Source organism: Prosthecobacter fluviatilis, assembly GCF_042655725.1.
Lineage (GTDB): Bacteria > Verrucomicrobiota > Verrucomicrobiia > Verrucomicrobiales > Verrucomicrobiaceae > Prosthecobacter > Prosthecobacter fluviatilis.
On record NZ_JBHSMQ010000005.1, the window covers coordinates 75,977 to 91,238 of the forward strand.

The 15,262-nt window shown below is 59.6% G+C and carries 13 protein-coding genes; 3 read left to right on the plus strand and 10 right to left on the minus strand.

Going from position 1 to position 15,262, the window contains the following annotated elements:
• Positions 1–102: 102 nt before the first annotated feature.
• The 5 genes from ACFQDI_RS14435 to ACFQDI_RS14455 all read right to left on the minus strand — a co-directional run bounded on the left by ACFQDI_RS14435 (position 103) and on the right by ACFQDI_RS14455 (position 6,067).
• Positions 103–2,220: a hypothetical protein gene (locus ACFQDI_RS14435; RefSeq protein WP_377167934.1), complete on the minus strand. Its 2,118-nt coding sequence runs from the start codon at positions 2,218–2,220 to the stop codon at positions 103–105.
• A 23-nt stretch (positions 2,221–2,243) separates the two neighbouring features.
• Entirely contained in the window at positions 2,244–3,626 is a 1,383-nt protein-coding gene (locus tag ACFQDI_RS14440; RefSeq protein ID WP_377167936.1) for an MATE family efflux transporter, read from the minus strand.
• A gap of 24 nt (positions 3,627–3,650) precedes the next feature.
• On the minus strand, positions 3,651–4,088 hold the full coding sequence (locus ACFQDI_RS14445) for a DUF5069 domain-containing protein (RefSeq protein WP_377167937.1): 438 nt from the start codon (positions 4,086–4,088) through the stop codon (positions 3,651–3,653).
• Positions 4,089–4,154: 66 nt separating this feature from the next.
• Positions 4,155–5,486 carry an MATE family efflux transporter gene (locus ACFQDI_RS14450; RefSeq protein WP_377167939.1) on the minus strand — a complete coding sequence of 444 codons (1,332 nt, stop codon included), beginning with the start codon at positions 5,484–5,486 and terminating at the stop codon, positions 4,155–4,157.
• Positions 5,483–6,067, minus strand: coding sequence for a DinB family protein (locus ACFQDI_RS14455; RefSeq protein ID WP_377167941.1), 585 nt, complete (start codon positions 6,065–6,067; stop codon positions 5,483–5,485). Before ACFQDI_RS14455 ends, ACFQDI_RS14450 begins: the two co-directional genes overlap by 4 nt.
• Before the next feature lie 80 nt (positions 6,068–6,147).
• Here ACFQDI_RS14455 and ACFQDI_RS14460 point away from each other — a divergent pair, with 80 nt between their 5' ends.
• The 3 genes from ACFQDI_RS14460 to ACFQDI_RS14470 all read left to right on the plus strand — a co-directional run bounded on the left by ACFQDI_RS14460 (position 6,148) and on the right by ACFQDI_RS14470 (position 7,900).
• Positions 6,148–6,516 (plus strand): winged helix-turn-helix transcriptional regulator, encoded by a 369-nt coding sequence (locus tag ACFQDI_RS14460; protein ID WP_377167943.1) that lies wholly within the window; start codon positions 6,148–6,150, stop codon positions 6,514–6,516.
• 42 nt (positions 6,517–6,558) lie between these two features.
• Positions 6,559–7,401, plus strand: coding sequence for an RNA polymerase sigma factor (locus ACFQDI_RS14465; RefSeq protein ID WP_377167945.1), 843 nt, complete (start codon positions 6,559–6,561; stop codon positions 7,399–7,401).
• 94 nt (positions 7,402–7,495) lie between these two features.
• Positions 7,496–7,900: a DUF1398 domain-containing protein gene (locus tag ACFQDI_RS14470; protein ID WP_377167947.1), complete on the plus strand. Its 405-nt coding sequence runs from the start codon at positions 7,496–7,498 to the stop codon at positions 7,898–7,900.
• 11 nt (positions 7,901–7,911) lie between these two features.
• Here ACFQDI_RS14470 and ACFQDI_RS14475 read toward each other — a convergent pair whose 3' ends face one another.
• Genes ACFQDI_RS14475 through ACFQDI_RS14495 form a run of 5 tightly spaced genes read right to left on the minus strand, consistent with a single transcriptional unit; the run spans position 7,912 to position 15,231 of the window.
• The gene (locus ACFQDI_RS14475) at positions 7,912–9,342 is read right to left on the minus strand and encodes a 3-keto-disaccharide hydrolase (protein ID WP_377167949.1); all 1,431 of its coding nucleotides are present in this window, start codon (positions 9,340–9,342) and stop codon (positions 7,912–7,914) included.
• Positions 9,339–10,217, minus strand: a complete 879-nt coding sequence (locus ACFQDI_RS14480) for a metallophosphoesterase (RefSeq protein WP_377167951.1) — start codon at positions 10,215–10,217, stop codon at positions 9,339–9,341. The genes ACFQDI_RS14475 and ACFQDI_RS14480 overlap by 4 nt, the downstream gene beginning before the upstream one ends.
• A 45-nt stretch (positions 10,218–10,262) precedes the next feature.
• Entirely contained in the window at positions 10,263–11,531 is a 1,269-nt protein-coding gene (locus ACFQDI_RS14485; protein ID WP_377167953.1) for a polysaccharide pyruvyl transferase family protein, read from the minus strand.
• Positions 11,532–11,576: 45 nt separating this feature from the next.
• Positions 11,577–13,175 carry an FAD-dependent oxidoreductase gene (locus tag ACFQDI_RS14490; protein WP_377167955.1) on the minus strand — a complete coding sequence of 533 codons (1,599 nt, stop codon included), beginning with the start codon at positions 13,173–13,175 and terminating at the stop codon, positions 11,577–11,579.
• 10 nt (positions 13,176–13,185) lie between these two features.
• A complete protein-coding gene (locus tag ACFQDI_RS14495) occupies positions 13,186–15,231 on the minus strand; it encodes an FAD-dependent oxidoreductase (RefSeq protein ID WP_377167957.1) in 2,046 nt (681 codons plus the stop codon).
• Positions 15,232–15,262 lie beyond the last annotated feature (31 nt).

A 15,262-nucleotide genomic window follows, 5' to 3' on the forward strand; every position in this document is an offset into this window, starting at 1 on the left:
AATAAATCCTATCCAACAGACTGGCCGAGCACCAGCTCAACTGACAACCCGCGTGGGATGCGCATCCTTGGCACCTGGATGACCATCCTTGACCTGAGGCCTTTACTTTTCCTGCACGTGAAACCGCGGATCATCCCAGGCATAGGGCGGGCGTTTCCCGAGCAGGAGATCGTAGATCGTGTGGTTCGTCTTCATCATCTCCGTCAGCATGTCCTTCCATGGGCGGTCCGCCACGCTGACGAGGCCGGTGTTGTAGCTCTCGCCATTGTATTTGCTGAACCAGCGGCCCGTCGTGGCCTGATCGATGAGCGTGAACCACTCGATGCCGATGACGAATCCCAGCGCGGCGCTCTGCTCGACGTAGTTTCGATACGCCAGTCCGCGCTCCCGCTGGCTGCTGACCTCGCGCCCTCCAATAAGTCCGCTGTCCTTCGGTGAAGCCCAGAAAAATTCACTGAGCATCATCGGCTTGTTGCCGGTCCATTCGTGAAAGCGTTTCAGCGCGGCGGTGTCCACACCGAAGGTGTAGTAGTTGTAGGACACCACATCGAGGTGCCTGCCCATGATGCGGCAGAGCTGCTCGTCGTCGATCGTCACAGGCTGCAGGCGACTGCCGATCAGCATGTGGTTTGCATCATGCTGGCGGAAGAGCTTTTCGATCTGTGCGAAGTACGTTTCCATGAACTCGCCGACAAAGGCTTTCACATCCGCCTTGGCGGCGTCAGTGGTTACCGCGAGCCCGATACCCGCCAGTTCATCAAACGTGGCCGCCTTGGCCTGCCACGCGGTGTTGAAGGCTTCGATAGTTTGATATTTGCTCTTCAGGGCCTCCACGAGGCGCAGCTTGCAGGCCTGGCCGCCAGTCAGTGAGGGGATCACGCGCGGCAGCTCATCGTAACGTGGCTCATTCACGATGAAGTAGCCGATGAGCAGCTGATCGCTGGCACGTGCGGGGAGTTCGCGAGCGAGGTTTTCGCTGATCTTCTGCGTGGTAGCCGCATCATACGGGTCCCACACTTCATGCGCACCGGGGATGCGGGGCACGCCTTCCCAGGCGTTGATCGGCAGGCTGGTCACATACGGAAAATCAGCCTTCACATGCGCTTTGTCCGGCGTGGGGCTAAAGGCTCCGATGGAGTTGAAGCCCCATTTGCGCACGCGCTCAATCATGCGCGTTGCGTGCGTTTCATAATCGTAGGGAGCGCCAAATTTGCGGATGATGTTGGCGAGGTAGAAGGAGAAATGAGCATCTCCATCCCCGGCACGGAAGGCACTGGCATATTCACCCTCCGCCTTCGGCAGCCACTCATAGATGCCCTCACGTCCTTTGACATAGGTGTAGTCATCGCTGGGCGCAAAGCCGCAGATGCCGAGGTGGAAGAAGACATTGCCATCCGGATCCACGAGCCAGGATTTTCCCTGCTTCTGCTCCACATGGAAGAAGCCGGTCTTCTTCAGGCCCAGCGTGTTGCCGCTGTCTGGCAAGCCGCCGAAGCGATCCAGCCTGGGTGTTTCGATGCTGTCATAGTAAGCCTTGTCAGCAGCTACGTCGGCCTTGAGGTCATCCAAGCTTTTAAGCTTGTTGGGAAACGTGTCTTTGATGCTCTGGCCGAACGAGTCGATCAGCTTGGTCACTGAGGCGAGATCCGAGGTGACGCGGATTTTGGCTGATGGATTGTCCGCGTTAAAAGGCACCATGAAGAACCAGTTGTAGACGGCCCAGTTCCACTCGCGGTTGTCGGTGAGCTGCTGAAAAGCGAAGTCCGGCGTGGTGAAACTGAGGCTCTGGCCCTGGGCGTTTTTCAGCAGGAAACTGGTGGCGTTCAGGCTGGCGAATTGCGGCGGCGTGGACTTCTCCGCTGGAAACGCGCCTTCCTTGTCAGCGATCTTCCAGGTGCCACCCTTGGCAAAGCCAATGTCGATGAGCACGGACATCTTCCATGACTTCACGCCTGAAGGCACCCCTTTGAAAACGAGGGCGATTTCATCTTGATCGATCTTCACGGCGCACTCCGCACCGCTGTCATAGCGCACCGTCGCGCTCGCACCTGCGGCTTTGACTTCGATCTGCTTGCTGCCGGGATCGAACTCCGGATACGTCAGCACAAAACTGCCGAGACTGCCCGCTGAGATTTCAATACCGGCTCCGGTGGTTTGCAATTCGGCAGCAGCGGCCGCCGCAGAGATCAGAGAAAACAGACTGAGAAGAAGTGATTTCATAAAACCAGATATGCGGGTGATGGTCAGACCTTCTGAGTCTTCCACTTTCCGCGTTTGAAGAGGGCCCAGCTGCTGAGAGCCAGAAGCGAATAAGCCACCGGCACGGCGATGAAAGCCCCCACAGGCCCGAAGCCGAAGGACTTTGCCAAGCCCCAGGCGATCGGAATCTGCCCGAGCCACAGGCACAGAAAATTCAGCCGAGCGGGTGTCCAGGTGTCGCCGGAGCCATTGAACGCAGCCTCAAAGCACATGCCGCACGCGTAGAGCGGGAAGGCAAGGCTCACGATCCACAAAGCCTGGGTGCCATACGCCATCACTTCTGGATCCACGGTGAACAGCCGGATCAGCGGATTGGCACACAAGACGAAACCCAGACCGATCACACTGAGGACGATGGCATCGAACTTCACGGCGATCCAGACCGCCGCCTCCGCACGCTCCGTCTTGCCAGCGCCGAGATTCTGACCCACCAGCGTGGAGCCAGCGTTTGCGAGACCCCAGGCCGGCATGAGGGCAAAGATCACAATGCGGATGGCGATCGTGTAACCCGCCAGGGCGGCGCTGCCAAAGAGCGCGAGAATTTTAAAGAGCCCCAGCCAGCTCGTGGTGCTGATGAGAAGCTGCACGATGCCGCTGCCAGACTTGCGCAGCACGGTGCTGATCACCTCCCGCTCCGGCTTGAAATGCGCCCAGCGCACTTTCACGCGGCTGTGATGCCCCGCCAGATGCCAGAGCTGATAGAGCACACCGATGCCGCGGCCAATATTGGTCGCGACTGCAGCGCCTGTGACGCCCATCTCAGGGAAAGGCCCCCAGCCAAAGATGAAGCACGGGCCCAGGACGATGTTCAGCGCATTCGCCAGCCACAGCGTGCGCATGGCGATGACGGCATCTCCCGCACCACGAAAGATGGCATTGATGAGGAAGATCAAAAACACGGTGGCATTGCCGCCCAGCATCATGCGGGCAAAGCCTGAACCGAGTGCCACAATGTCCTCCTCCGCCCCCATGAGCCGCAGAATGTCAGGGGCGAAAAAGCCGAGCGCCATGCCCAGCGCGGCCGCCAACAGCACGCCCAGCAGGACGATCTGCCCTGCCGCCTGTGAGGCGAGCTCCGGCTCCTTTTCACCGATGCGGCGCGACACAATGGCGGTGGCGGCGATGGAAATGCCAATCGCCACAGCATAGATGAGTGTCATCACCGATTCGGTGAGGCCTACCACGGCCACCGCTTCCTTCCCGATCCGTGAGACCCAGTACACGTCCGCCACGGCGAAGAGCGATTCCATGATCATCTCCAGCACCATGGGCACCGCCAGCAGGATGACGGCACGGTTCAGCGGCAGAGCAGTATAATCGTGCTCCTCTCCGCGCAGCGACTGCCGCACGCTTTTCCAGAATGACACTGGCGGTGAAGACTCTCCGCTCATTCAGGGCAGCCTTCCTTCATCCACATCGATGTAATGCGTGATGGTCTGGATGTCGTCACGGTCGCCGAGGCCACCGTCAGCCTTTCTTTTTGCAAGGATGGGGGTGATGTGGTCATTGATGCCGAGTTTCAGAATGTAGTAGTTCCAGACGAGCTTGTCGGTGTCGTTCAGCGGGCGGCCCTTCAGCTGGCACCACTCCAGGATTTCCTGATCAGTGCCTCCCTGCAGCACACGGGCTTTCATCTCATCATAGTCCACGTGCAAAAACGCAACGCAGGCACCGTCGCTGCCCTTGCCCAGATTGGCGTGCAGGTCCTCCCACAGTTTGCCTGCGGCGTGCAGACGGATCTTGCCCAGCATGCGGGGGAAATATTTCAGGCCGGCGGTTTCCTCAAGGGGACTGCAGGGCAGCGTGGCGGGATCAGGTTTGGTGGACATGCAGATGCGTCGCCGGTTGCGCGAATTTGTCAATCAGGGCATGCCACGACCACGTGACAGATTGCATCAAAATTTTCGCCATCCCCAGGCGAGCGCAAACAGCGCGCCGCTCCAGTTCACGATGCAGATGCCCCACCAGACCCCCCACAGTCCCCAACCCAGCGCGAAGGCCAGGGTGTGGAACACCAGCACCGGCGCCGCAAACTGCCGATAGAGGCCCATCCACAGTCCATAGGACGGGCGCTTGATGCCCTGCATGGCAAACACGGTGACAAACAGGATGGGATAGGCCGCAAGCGTGAGTGATGCCGCGAGCAGGTAGTCGCGCCCGTGACTGATCACGATTTCATCCTGGGTGAAGAGCCGCATGGCGTACCCGCGAAGCAGCCAGACGAGGAAGCCGCCAACGAGCATGAGGCCCGCACCGATTTTGACATTCGTCACCCAGGCCTCGCGCACGCGCTGCGGCAGCCCTGCCCCGTGGCTCTGGCCCACGATGCTCAGCACCGCCGCATTCAGGCCGATGGCCGGCATGAGCACGATCTGCTCGATGCGTGTGGCGATGCCCACCGCAGCCACCGCCTCCTTGCCAAAGTGCTTCACAAACCAAGTGATGACAAACACCCCCAGCGCGATGGTCAGCATGTTCAGCGCCGCCGGCACCGCCTGCCCGGCGATCCGCCGCAGCGTGTGTGCGTCTGGTCTGAAGTCGTGCAGTTTCAAGCCATGGCCGAAATCCGTCCGGCTGGCATGCGACCACAGAAAGACCGCACCACCCATCTGCACCAGTACCGTGGCCAGTGCGATACCCGCCACTCCCATGGCAGGCAGCCCGCCCCATCCCCACATCAGCACGGGGTTGAGCACGACATTGGCCGCAAAGCCCGCGATCAAAAAATTGCGATACACCCACGTGGTGCCTTGTGCGGACAGAGCGGAGTTCAGGATCATCGGCAGCAAAAAGAACACCCCGCCGCCGAGGATGACATTCATGTAGGCCAGCACCGTGTGCAGGTAGGCGCCCTCTGCACCGAGCTGCCGGAACAGCGAGGGAGCCACCAGCCAGCCAATGAAGGAAAGCAGCAGCCCCACCGTCGTGGCAAACAGCAGCGACTGCGCAAACACACGCCGGGCCTCGGCCTTGTCTCCGGCTCCCAGCGCATTTGCCAGCAGCGCCGTGGTCCCCTGGCTGATGCCGCTGCCGGTGGCAAACACCACGAAGTAGAGCGGAAAAGAAAGCGACAGCGCGGCCAGTGACTCCGTGCCCAGCCAGCCTGCGCACAGGGTGTCCACCACGTTGAACATGGTGTTGAAAAACATGCCCACGCTCATGGGCAGCGCGATGCGCCAGACGAGGTGTGGAATCGGATCGGTGGTGAGCGAGGGCGGCTGCTTCATCGGTTCAACTCTGCCACGATGCTCTGAATCTGCACCCGATGAACACCCATATGAGTGCCAGCCATGGCCGCCCAGCCATAAGCATCCAGCGGCCCGAACCACGGATGTGCAAAACGCACGGACGTTTTCAAATCGGATGCTCCAGCGATCACGGCCAGGACGCCATCGCAGGAGCGCTCAAACTCTTCCTCCACGGCTGCTGTCGCTGTAGTCGAGGGCTTGACCGCCGCCGTGCTGGCCTTGCCATGCGGCACCTGGCCTTGAGTCAGCGCCGTGATGACACGGATGAGAGCCGTGTTGGTGATGCGCAGATGGTCCAGCGTCATCCACACCGACCAGTTGCGGCTGCTGTCCTCCAGTCCGCGTGGGCGCTTGATGAGGACCTGCCTGCCACGCTTTTCCCCTGCACATGAGGCCACCAGCGCACGGATCGCAGCCCGCTCCTGCTCAAACTTGGTTAGGAAGGTTTCGCGGCTGCCTCGCAGTCGCCTCATGGCAAACAGCAGTCGCGCGATCCAGAGTTCGGGCAAAGGCAACCCCGCGCCGGGCGGGGCCAGTTCAGGTTGTGCAGATGGGGTCATGCGCGGTCATGATTTCACTTTACTTGCAATTCGCAAGTATTTTACTTTTGAAATGCAAGTTTTCAAAAGCATCGTTCTGCATGCCTAACGGCCCGCCCAGCAAAGCTCCGCCTTCTTCCCGCCGCTCTCCCTGCCCGGTGTCCTGCGCACTGGACCTGCTGGGCGACCGCTGGACGCTGCTCGTCATCCGCGATCTCATTCTGGGTCGCAACCGCTTTAAGGATTTCATCAGCTCTCCCGAGGGCATCCCCACCAACATCCTCAGCGAGCGGCTGGAGCGACTGATGACCGCAGACATCATCCGCCAGGTGCCGGCCTCGGATGGCGGCAAGCGCATGGCCTATGAACTTACCGAGAAAGGCCTGGCGCTCCGCCCCGTGCTGAAGTCTTTGCGAGACTGGGGGCTCGCCTGGGAAGAGGGAACGCAGGCCCTGCTGCAGCCGGCGTAATGAAGCGGCCTTGAAAAGCGCCGCGTTCGCACCTCATACTTCATGATGGTAGAAAATGATGAGACGCTGGTTTTGCGGGCCCAGAATGGAGACATGACCGCGCTGGACACCCTGGTGCGCAATCACCAGTCGTGGGTTTTCAATCTTGCCCTGCGCATGGTCTGGCGTCGCAACGTGGCCGAGGATGCCGCCCAGGAGATTATGATCAAGGCCGTGACCCATCTCGGCAACTTTGAGGGACGGAGCAAGTTCAGCACCTGGCTGCATCGCATCGCGGTCAATCACCTGCTCAATGTGCGGAAGTCGGAGATGGAGGAGAAGTCGATGACTTTCACCGACATGGCTGCCTCTCTGGAGGGCGTCCAGGATGAAGAACTGCCGGATCCCAGAGCTTTGCCGGTCGAGACGCATCTGCTGGTGGAGGAGGCCAGGCTGGGGTGCATCACCGCCATGCTGATGTGCCTGGAGCGCCGACAGCGGCTGGCCTTCGTCCTGGGAGAGGTCTTTGGCGAATCCAGCGAGACTGCGGCGGCAGCCATGGAGGTGACGCCAGCCAATTTCCGCCAGCTTCTCTCACGTGCCCGGCAGGATTTATATCAGTTCATGCACGACAAGTGCGGACTGGTGAACCGCGCCAACCCCTGCCGCTGTGCGCGCAAAGCCAGCGACTTCATGCGTGCCGGGTGGCTGGACCCGGCCAACCTCCAGTTTACCAAGGACCGCATCCATGCAGTGCGGCAGCACAGCGCTGCTCTCCTGAGCGAACTTGAGGGCATGGACCGCGAGCATGCCGAGCTCTACCACGCGCAGCCCATGCTCACCGGTCCTGATCTTGCCGCCAGACTGCGAAGCCTTGTGCAGCAGTCCGGTTTTAGCGTTGAGTGAAAAAAATTGGCGGAACTGTCACAGCAAGCCGCCAGCGCTGTCAGACAAGAGGACGCCCATGTTTTGTGGGCGGCACAAAACCACATCTACCCTCATGAACACCACTCTCATCAGCGCCGCCGCCAACGCCACCCTCGCCGGAGGAACTTCTTTTCCTCAAATCGTTGCCATGCTCGTGGAGGCCGGAGTCGAATCCTACCATGTCGATTACCTGGCCCTGCAAAAAAGCTTCCACGACGGTTCTGGCGGCGTCTTCACCACGCCTCTTTCTTATGAAGCTCTTCCTGCGGTGGCGGAAGATTTTGATGCTCCGGCACTCCGCGCCAACATTCTCGACAGCCAGCAGAAGAACCAGCACTACCGCGACTTCAGCATTCGTGCCATGCAGGCGGGAGTGCAGGGCTACATCGCATTTCTCCGCGGACGGCGTGTGACCTATTACGGTCGGCAGGGAGATCAGCACACCGAATGGTTTCCCGGGGCCAAGCCGCAGGACTGAATGTGCAAGCGTCACCGTACCTGCGACACGATCACCTCGTGAGTCTTGCGGTCGATCGAATACAGCATGCCCTCCTGGCTGTGATCCCAGGCAAAGGCCTGCCCATGGGCGCTGATCGGGATGGCGGTCTGCCAGCCGAGTACATCGCCCTGGGCTGGCAGATCCAGCACGTAGAGCTCCTGAGCGTCATGGCCCGTGATGAAGAGATACCCCCGCGGGCCAAAGCTGCCGCCTGAGCTGCTGTTCTTGCCAAACTTCAGCACCATCGGGCGTGGGAACCTTAGCTCGCCGAGCTTCTTCCACTGAGCGTCAAAAGTCACGACTTTCGTTTTTGCGGGATCACCGGTTTTCGCATATTGCGCAAAGCAGGCATACCACACGCCATCCCGACGATCCACCCAGGTCAGCGAGCCGTCTGCGGTCGTGAGATCGATCAACTCCAAATGCTGCATCGTCTTGGGATCCCAGACTTCCACAGAGCTTTTCATGGGCAACTCAGGATAGTTTGAATGTGCGCAGTAGAGCCGGCCATCCAGCACAATGCCTGCGTTCAGATGCTTGATGCGCCCGCCTTTCTCCTCCTGCCAGCCGCCGACACGCTCGCCGTTGTCTTTGCGGTATTTGCCAATGGCTGAATTCGTGATCGCATAAAAGTGCGCCTCATCCACTGCCACGCCCTGATGCGCCTCATCGGCCTTAAAGCGTTTCAGCTCCTCATGCTTCCATGCCTGCTTTGCCTTCGCATTCAGCAGTTCCTGAATGCGGGCCTGCTCTTTTTTCAGCGCAGCCTCAGGCACGGGCATGGGAGTCAGATTCTCACTGACCAGCGGCTCATCGGCAGGGATGGCACGCCAGCGCAGGTTGCGAAACCAAACCGGCGCGCCGTGGTCCTGCAGCCAGAGATGACCGCCTCGCTTGGTCAGGTCGGTGCCACGATAGCTCACCAGCTTCACCGCATCTTTCCATCGCGGGTCGGCATAGTCGAAATCCACCACCTTCTCGCCATTCAGCCAGTGCTGGATGACGCTGCGCTTGCAGATGATGCGAGCTTCGTTCCACTGCTCAAAAGGCTTCACCACATCCTTGGTCGGAGCCATGCAGAAGTAGAGCGCCGCCGCGCATGAACGCGGATTCTCACCATAGGAGCTGTTGGCATTGTCCAGCAGCTGGTACTCATACTGACCCGGCCGGTAATACACGCCGCTGTTGCAGCCTTTCGAGACTTTCCAGTCAAAGCGCAGCTCAAAATCATCAGGCACCCTGGCTTTCTCATAGGTGAGCGGACCGCCACGCTTCACACGTGCGATCTCGCCGTTCTCCACCGCCCAGTTGCCGTCATTTTTCCAGCCGTCGAGCGTCTTCCCGTCAAAGAGGGATTCAAAGCCGGGCTCCACTGCAGACGCAATGCTGGTGAGAAGTAGAAAAAAGAAGAGGTGCTTCATGCGTGGTTCAACGTGCGATTTGACTGCCTGCGATATCCATTCAAACGCAGCGATCCGTCGGCCATGACATCGAGCAGGGAATAGCCGCTGTTTTCCATGCCGCCGCCCTCCACCATGGCCACGAGTGTGGTGTAGTGGATGCCCGCGATCTGCTGGTAGTCATTCTTGTGCGAGTGCCCCTGGAAGACAGCGAGCACCTTGCCGGACTTCTCCAGCAGCGCCCGCACTTCGGCGGCATTGCGCACGGCATGCGCCTTGTCCATGTCGAGCCGCTGATGGGCGAAGACAACCACCGGGCCCCCAGCCTTTTTCAGCTCACTGTCCAGCCACTCAAGCTCCGACTTGGGCAGATTGGCATCCTGCCAGTTAAAGTTCTTTCTTTCATACGGAGCGCCGTCTTCACGAAAGCAGGCATCCAGGATCAGAAACGTCACGCCCTTTTCTTCAAAAGCCGCATGCCCGCCGGGCGCTTTCGTGTTGGCGGCAAATTCCTGCTTCGTCAAAGTGCCGACGCAGTGATTTCCCAGCACATAATGCCTGGGCATGGTCAGCTTCGCGAAATGCAACTCCATCGTTTTCAGCCACTCGATTTCACGTTCCACCGAGTCCGCCTGATCAATGAAATCGCCCAGCTCCACCACCAGCGCAGGCTTTTCGCGATTCATGAAATCCACCGCTTCATCCAGCTTGGCCAGGGCCTCGCGGTAAAATCGGGTTTTTGCAGGCTCTTTGTCCGCATAATGCAGATCTGTCATCAGGCCCGCACGGAACAACGGCCTAGCTTCGGCAGCAGCAGCGAGAAGTCTGCCGGCACCGAAGCCGGCGAGGCACAGAGTGCTGCGTTGGATGAAGACACGGCGCGAAATCGAAGACATGGCGTGTAAAACGACAGCCGTTTTTCTTTTTTGCCGCTCTATTCATCAAGCTTTGGCCAAAACGCCCTTCACATGCTGCATGGATTTGCCAAAGCATTCATGCACATACGCCATGGCTTTCTTCACCTTGGCCTGCGCGGCGGGGTAGTCGGCATCAATGGCAAACAGTGTCTCGGCCATCTTTTCCACCGGCGTCTCGTCCATCTCCAGCAGCCACTCTCCCAAACCGATGTCCTTGAACATCCAGCATTTGGGGGAATGAAACTCGGAGTAGGTGTGGATGATCGGAGTGCCATTGGCCAGCGCGATGATGGGTGAGTGCGGCTCATGACAGACGATGGTGTGTGCCCGGGCAAAAATGGAGGCGGCCTCGTCAGCGTTCCAGAAGTATTCCAGATTCACCACGTGCTTCTGGATCTCGGGCGGGAGCAGGTCGTGGATGAGGCGCTTGTTGTGGCCCATCTCCTTGATCGTCTCCGGGGCGATGAGGACCTTGTGCCCGGTCTTCTTGACCCACATCGTCACGAGTTCCCGATATTTTGCCGCCCTGCGCTCATCATCAGCGATCTGCTGTGGTGTGGGATGCAGCGGATTGAGCTTTTCCGGGCGTGGATCGTCCACCCCGGGATACTTCGGTGTGTTGGTGCGGATTTGCACCGTGATGAACTTCTTCTCCTCCAGCCCGAGTTTTTTCATGGTCGCCGAGCCGCGTTCGTCATCGCGCACGTCGATGCCAAAGCAGCCGTCCGGACCGAACTCGAGCACGGGCGTCTTGATGCCATGGCTTTTCAGGATACTCAGCGTCTTTGTTTCCCGGGTGTAGATAAATGAGGCGTTGTTCAGCAGGACGGTGCGTTCCTCAGCCCCCTTGCCCTCCACCATGCTGGCGAAATACGACTGGCCAAACAGCCCGTAAGGCCTACCCACTTTCTGACAGAACTGCATGAAGCTGACATCCTGCCCCATGCCCGAATTGCGGATGTAAAGGTCGCAGTTTGAAATCGCCTGCCGCAGAGCCTCGTCTCTTTCACTTTTCCCCGTCAGGCTTCCCTGCAGAATCTCCACCTTGGGGAACCGCTTCTTGAGCATGGCGGTGACACGTTCGTCCAGCTTCATGGCCCACAGCACCACCTTCACCTCTGGCAGATGCTCCTCGATGACACGCAGCGTCCCTGGCGTGTGGCCGATGTCTCCGATGTTCACCGTATCCCAGGCTGACTGCAGCAAAATGGTCTTGGGCCTGCCATCGGCAGCGAAAACAGAACCGCCAAGCGCAGCGGTGATGGAGGAGATGAAATGGCGGCGTGTGGTCATGGGTTGATTGAGCGGTGGGATTCGTCTTTGAAGACCAGAGAGAGATCAAAACTCCGGCGGGCCGTTGAGGTGCTCGCACATTTCCGGCATGCCGGGAACGAAATCGACCACCTGCTTCTGGCTGCGCAGTTTGTCCTGCAAAGGGGCCAGCGGCACTTTCTGAACCTCGGCATAGTCCTTCAGGGCCATCACGGCGGCGACGCCTGCCGCGTGCCCCGTGATCATCCACACGCTCTCCAGCCGCAGGGTGCAGAAGGCCACATGGCTGTAGCTGGCTGCGCCAGGGACGAGCAGGTTCGTGCACTCGGCAGCCTTGGGCGTAAGCGCACGATAAGGAATCTGGTAAGCATGGCCCATGCGCCAGATGCGCCCTTCATTGACAAACTCATTTTCATTCAAGGCCACGCGCTGCACATGATGGCAGTCGATAAAGTGGCTGCTCATGCCTATGCTGTCCGGCTTGCGACGGTTATCCTGTACATCCTGCTGTGTCACGACATACTCGCCGCGCATCCGCCGTGCTTCACGCACGTAGAGCTGATAAGGCAGGTTGCTGTTGTCGGCGAATTCCTCCTTGTGAAGACCCAGCGACTTCATTTCGTCCCGCACGTTGCCCGGAACGGCTTCGTCGGCAGCCAGGAAGTGCAGCAGACCAAGGGTGTAATCCATGTGATCCTGATAAATGAGCGCGCGCTGTGCGTAGCTGGCATCGGGCCAGTCAAACTGGCCGCCGAAATGGCCCAGCGAATAAATGGCGGACTGCTTGTTGTTCAGCTCGAATTTGCCATTGCGCCGTTTGTAGAGGTCCAGAATGTCCGCGAGCTTCACCGGCTTTTTTTGCTGTGCCTGATCACGGAACCAGCCTGCGAGAAGAGCATAACGTTTTGCGTCGTAATGCCGCGGCGCGGGAATGGGCACCTGCAGCTTGGGGTCCTTCGCCACGGTGAGACGGAAATTGTAGTTCATCGGAGCACGATGAGCGTCGCCTTCATGCAACTCCTTGGCCCAGGCGCTGATGCCGGGCAGCAGTCTGCCGGCCTCATCCACTGTCCGGGCCTGACGCGGCGTTTTGTCAAAACGTACGCCCGCAGCCTCTTCTCCAAACTCCGCCTTGGACTCCCGCCCCACGGCATATTTCACGCCGGCGCTCGCCATGAGGTCGCCCTCATAGCCTGCATCAATAAACACCTTGGCCGTCAGTCGGGTGCCATCCGTGAGCGTGATCGAGGTGATGCGCGCGCCGTCTTTGGCCACCGCATCCACCGAAGCGCCAAAGCGCACTTGCACGCCCGCTTCACGCAGCATGTCGAGATAGATTTTTTCAGCCACGCTGGATTCAAAGAAATATTCCGGCCCGTCGATCTGGTAGACAGCACCGAGGCGGCGGTAAAATTCATCCGCGAAGCCACCGATGGTCCATTTCAGCATGTGCTCGCTCTCGGCGGTGTTGATGCCACTGGTGCTCAGGCCACCGACGTGTTTCGTCGGCTCGATGAGGACCACCTTCGCGCCTTCCCGAGCCGCCATGATGGAGGCGGCAATGCCGCAGGGAACCCCGCTGTAAACGACGATGTCAGAGGTGATGGAGTCCGCAGCACCGGCATGGACGGCACAGAGTAAAAGGGTAAGAAACAGTGACTTCATGGCTGGTGGATCATTTGTTAGCGTCGATGAGCTGAAGCGCATCTAGAATCACAAATCCAACGGTCCCGGAATTGCGGATGGTGATGACCGTTTCAGCCGCAGTATCCAGTTCCACGTGGCCGATGCTGCGGAACGCCTCGCCTGCTGCGAGCGGCTGAGTCTGGTCCACCGTGAGCTCGGTCTTACGCCCACCACATTCCACCACCACAGGCACCTTCGTGGCCCGTGTCTCATGGGGTGAATAGGCCATGCGCAGCTCATAGCTTCCCGTCATGGGCACTTTGCAGCGGAAGACGGCTCGAGACTGGCCGTCGCCGCGTTTATCGTCATGCAGATAGCCGGTGCCGATGTGCGGTTTGAATCCCGAGGAATGACTCCACTGCCCCTGGAGTTCGGCCTGCGTGTCATCAAGCACGATGCCTGGCAGGGTTTTAGGATCAATGCTCATCGCGCCCTGCGGCTCCGGCTTCACCTCAGGCAGCACTGGAAGATCCAACACCTGTTTCTGCGCCAGCAGCCGCTCACGCAGCGCAGGATAGGGCAGCCTTTGCACCGTGAGCCCCTGCTTCGCAGTCAGCGCAGCGGCGATGCCCGCACTCTGTCCGAGGATCATCCATGTGGGCTCCACACGGATGGAGGAGATGCCCACATGCGTGCAGGACAGGGCCACGGGCACGAGCAGATTGTCGCACTCCGCCGCCTTGGGAGTGATGGCCCGGTATGGCACGTGGTAGGGGTAGCCATGCCTGCGGCCTGCCATGCGCACGGGCATGATGGTGCCTTCATCCACCACCATGTCCCGGGTGCCCACACGCTGGCAGTCGTGCGAATCGATGGGGAAGGATGACACCACAATCGGATCCTCCTTCTTCGGCTCGTCCATGATGTCCTTCTGACTCAGCACATACTCGCCAACCATGCGCCGCCCTTCGCGCACGTAGAGCTGCGGCGACCAGTGGCCGTATTCGGCAAATTCATCACGGCACAGGCCCAGCTCGCTCATCTGCTGCCGCAGAGGCTCCGGCACTGCCGGATCAGTGCTGAGGAAGTGATACAGCTCCAAGGTGTACTGCTTGTGCGCCTCCCAGATCCTGGCGCGCCCTTCCTCATCTGCCTCGCTCCAGCCATTGCACGCGCCCACGAGCCCCATGGAAAACTGCTTCCCGATGCCGTTGTTCGCATCAAACTTGTTTCCCGGCAGCGGATACAGATCCCAAAGCAGATGGGGCCTTTTCTCCTGGGCGTAGTAGCGCCTCACCACCTCAAACCGCGCCGGATCATAGCTGGCAGGCCGTGGAAAGGGCACCCGGTTTGCCGGATCTTTTGTGACGCACAGCCGGAAACTGTACACCATCACATTCTTGTCCCCGGCTTCATCTGGACCGGCATCCTTGGTGGTGATCAGCGGCAGCGGTCTGCCCTCCGCGTCCACTCCTGATATGGCCAGCCTGGCCTTGGGGTACTGCTTTCCAGCCAGCGCTTCGCCAAATTCCTGCCGACCTTCACGCCCGATGGTCCAGCTCACTCCAGCCGCGGCCATCAGGTCACCTTCATAGGTGGTGTCGATGAAAACCTTCGCCGTAAAATCACCGTCTCGTGTCGTGATCCTAGTGATGTGTGCTCCTGCCTTGCTCACCTTTCTGAGCGCCTGCTTTGTCAGCACCTTTACGCCTGCTTCGTCCAGCATGGCCTTCGTCACCTGCGCCGCCACATGCGGTTCGTAGGTCCATGGCTTGTGATCCTTCTCGCTTACCTTGTATGGCAGCGCCACACCACGCTTCTGATAGTCCGCCTCCACCCGCAGATGCCATTCCTCAAAGAGACCCAGCACCGTGCTGCGCACCGTTTGATTAGAGTCGCTGAAACACAGCCCGCCTGTGTTCACACCGCCCACATGGTCCGTGGGCTCCAACAGGATCACGGAGGCGCCCTCCCGTGCGGCGGCGATGGCGGCACAGAAGCCGCCTGGAGTGGCGCCATAAACGATGACATCGGCGTCTGTGGCGCTACGCGCGACAAGGCTGAGAGCGAGAAAAAAAGCGAGGATGCGAGTCATGGTTTCCCACAAGGACACCACGCTGCTATTT

Coding starts and splice junctions, on each gene's coding strand:
- ACFQDI_RS14490 (WP_377167955.1), bottom strand. CDS start 13,175: ATGAAGTCACTGTTTCTTACCCTTTTACTCTGTGCCGTCCATGCCGGT.
- ACFQDI_RS14470 (WP_377167947.1), top strand. CDS start 7,496: ATGAACACCACTCTCATCAGCGCCGCCGCCAACGCCACCCTCGCCGGA.
- ACFQDI_RS14460 (WP_377167943.1), top strand. CDS start 6,148: ATGCCTAACGGCCCGCCCAGCAAAGCTCCGCCTTCTTCCCGCCGCTCT.
- ACFQDI_RS14450 (WP_377167939.1), bottom strand. CDS start 5,486: ATGAAGCAGCCGCCCTCGCTCACCACCGATCCGATTCCACACCTCGTC.
- ACFQDI_RS14435 (WP_377167934.1), bottom strand. CDS start 2,220: ATGAAATCACTTCTTCTCAGTCTGTTTTCTCTGATCTCTGCGGCGGCC.
- ACFQDI_RS14465 (WP_377167945.1), top strand. CDS start 6,559: ATGATGGTAGAAAATGATGAGACGCTGGTTTTGCGGGCCCAGAATGGA.
- ACFQDI_RS14475 (WP_377167949.1), bottom strand. CDS start 9,342: ATGAAGCACCTCTTCTTTTTTCTACTTCTCACCAGCATTGCGTCTGCA.
- ACFQDI_RS14445 (WP_377167937.1), bottom strand. CDS start 4,088: ATGTCCACCAAACCTGATCCCGCCACGCTGCCCTGCAGTCCCCTTGAG.
- ACFQDI_RS14455 (WP_377167941.1), bottom strand. CDS start 6,067: ATGACCCCATCTGCACAACCTGAACTGGCCCCGCCCGGCGCGGGGTTG.
- ACFQDI_RS14480 (WP_377167951.1), bottom strand. CDS start 10,217: ATGTCTTCGATTTCGCGCCGTGTCTTCATCCAACGCAGCACTCTGTGC.
- ACFQDI_RS14485 (WP_377167953.1), bottom strand. CDS start 11,531: ATGACCACACGCCGCCATTTCATCTCCTCCATCACCGCTGCGCTTGGC.
- ACFQDI_RS14495 (WP_377167957.1), bottom strand. CDS start 15,231: ATGACTCGCATCCTCGCTTTTTTTCTCGCTCTCAGCCTTGTCGCGCGT.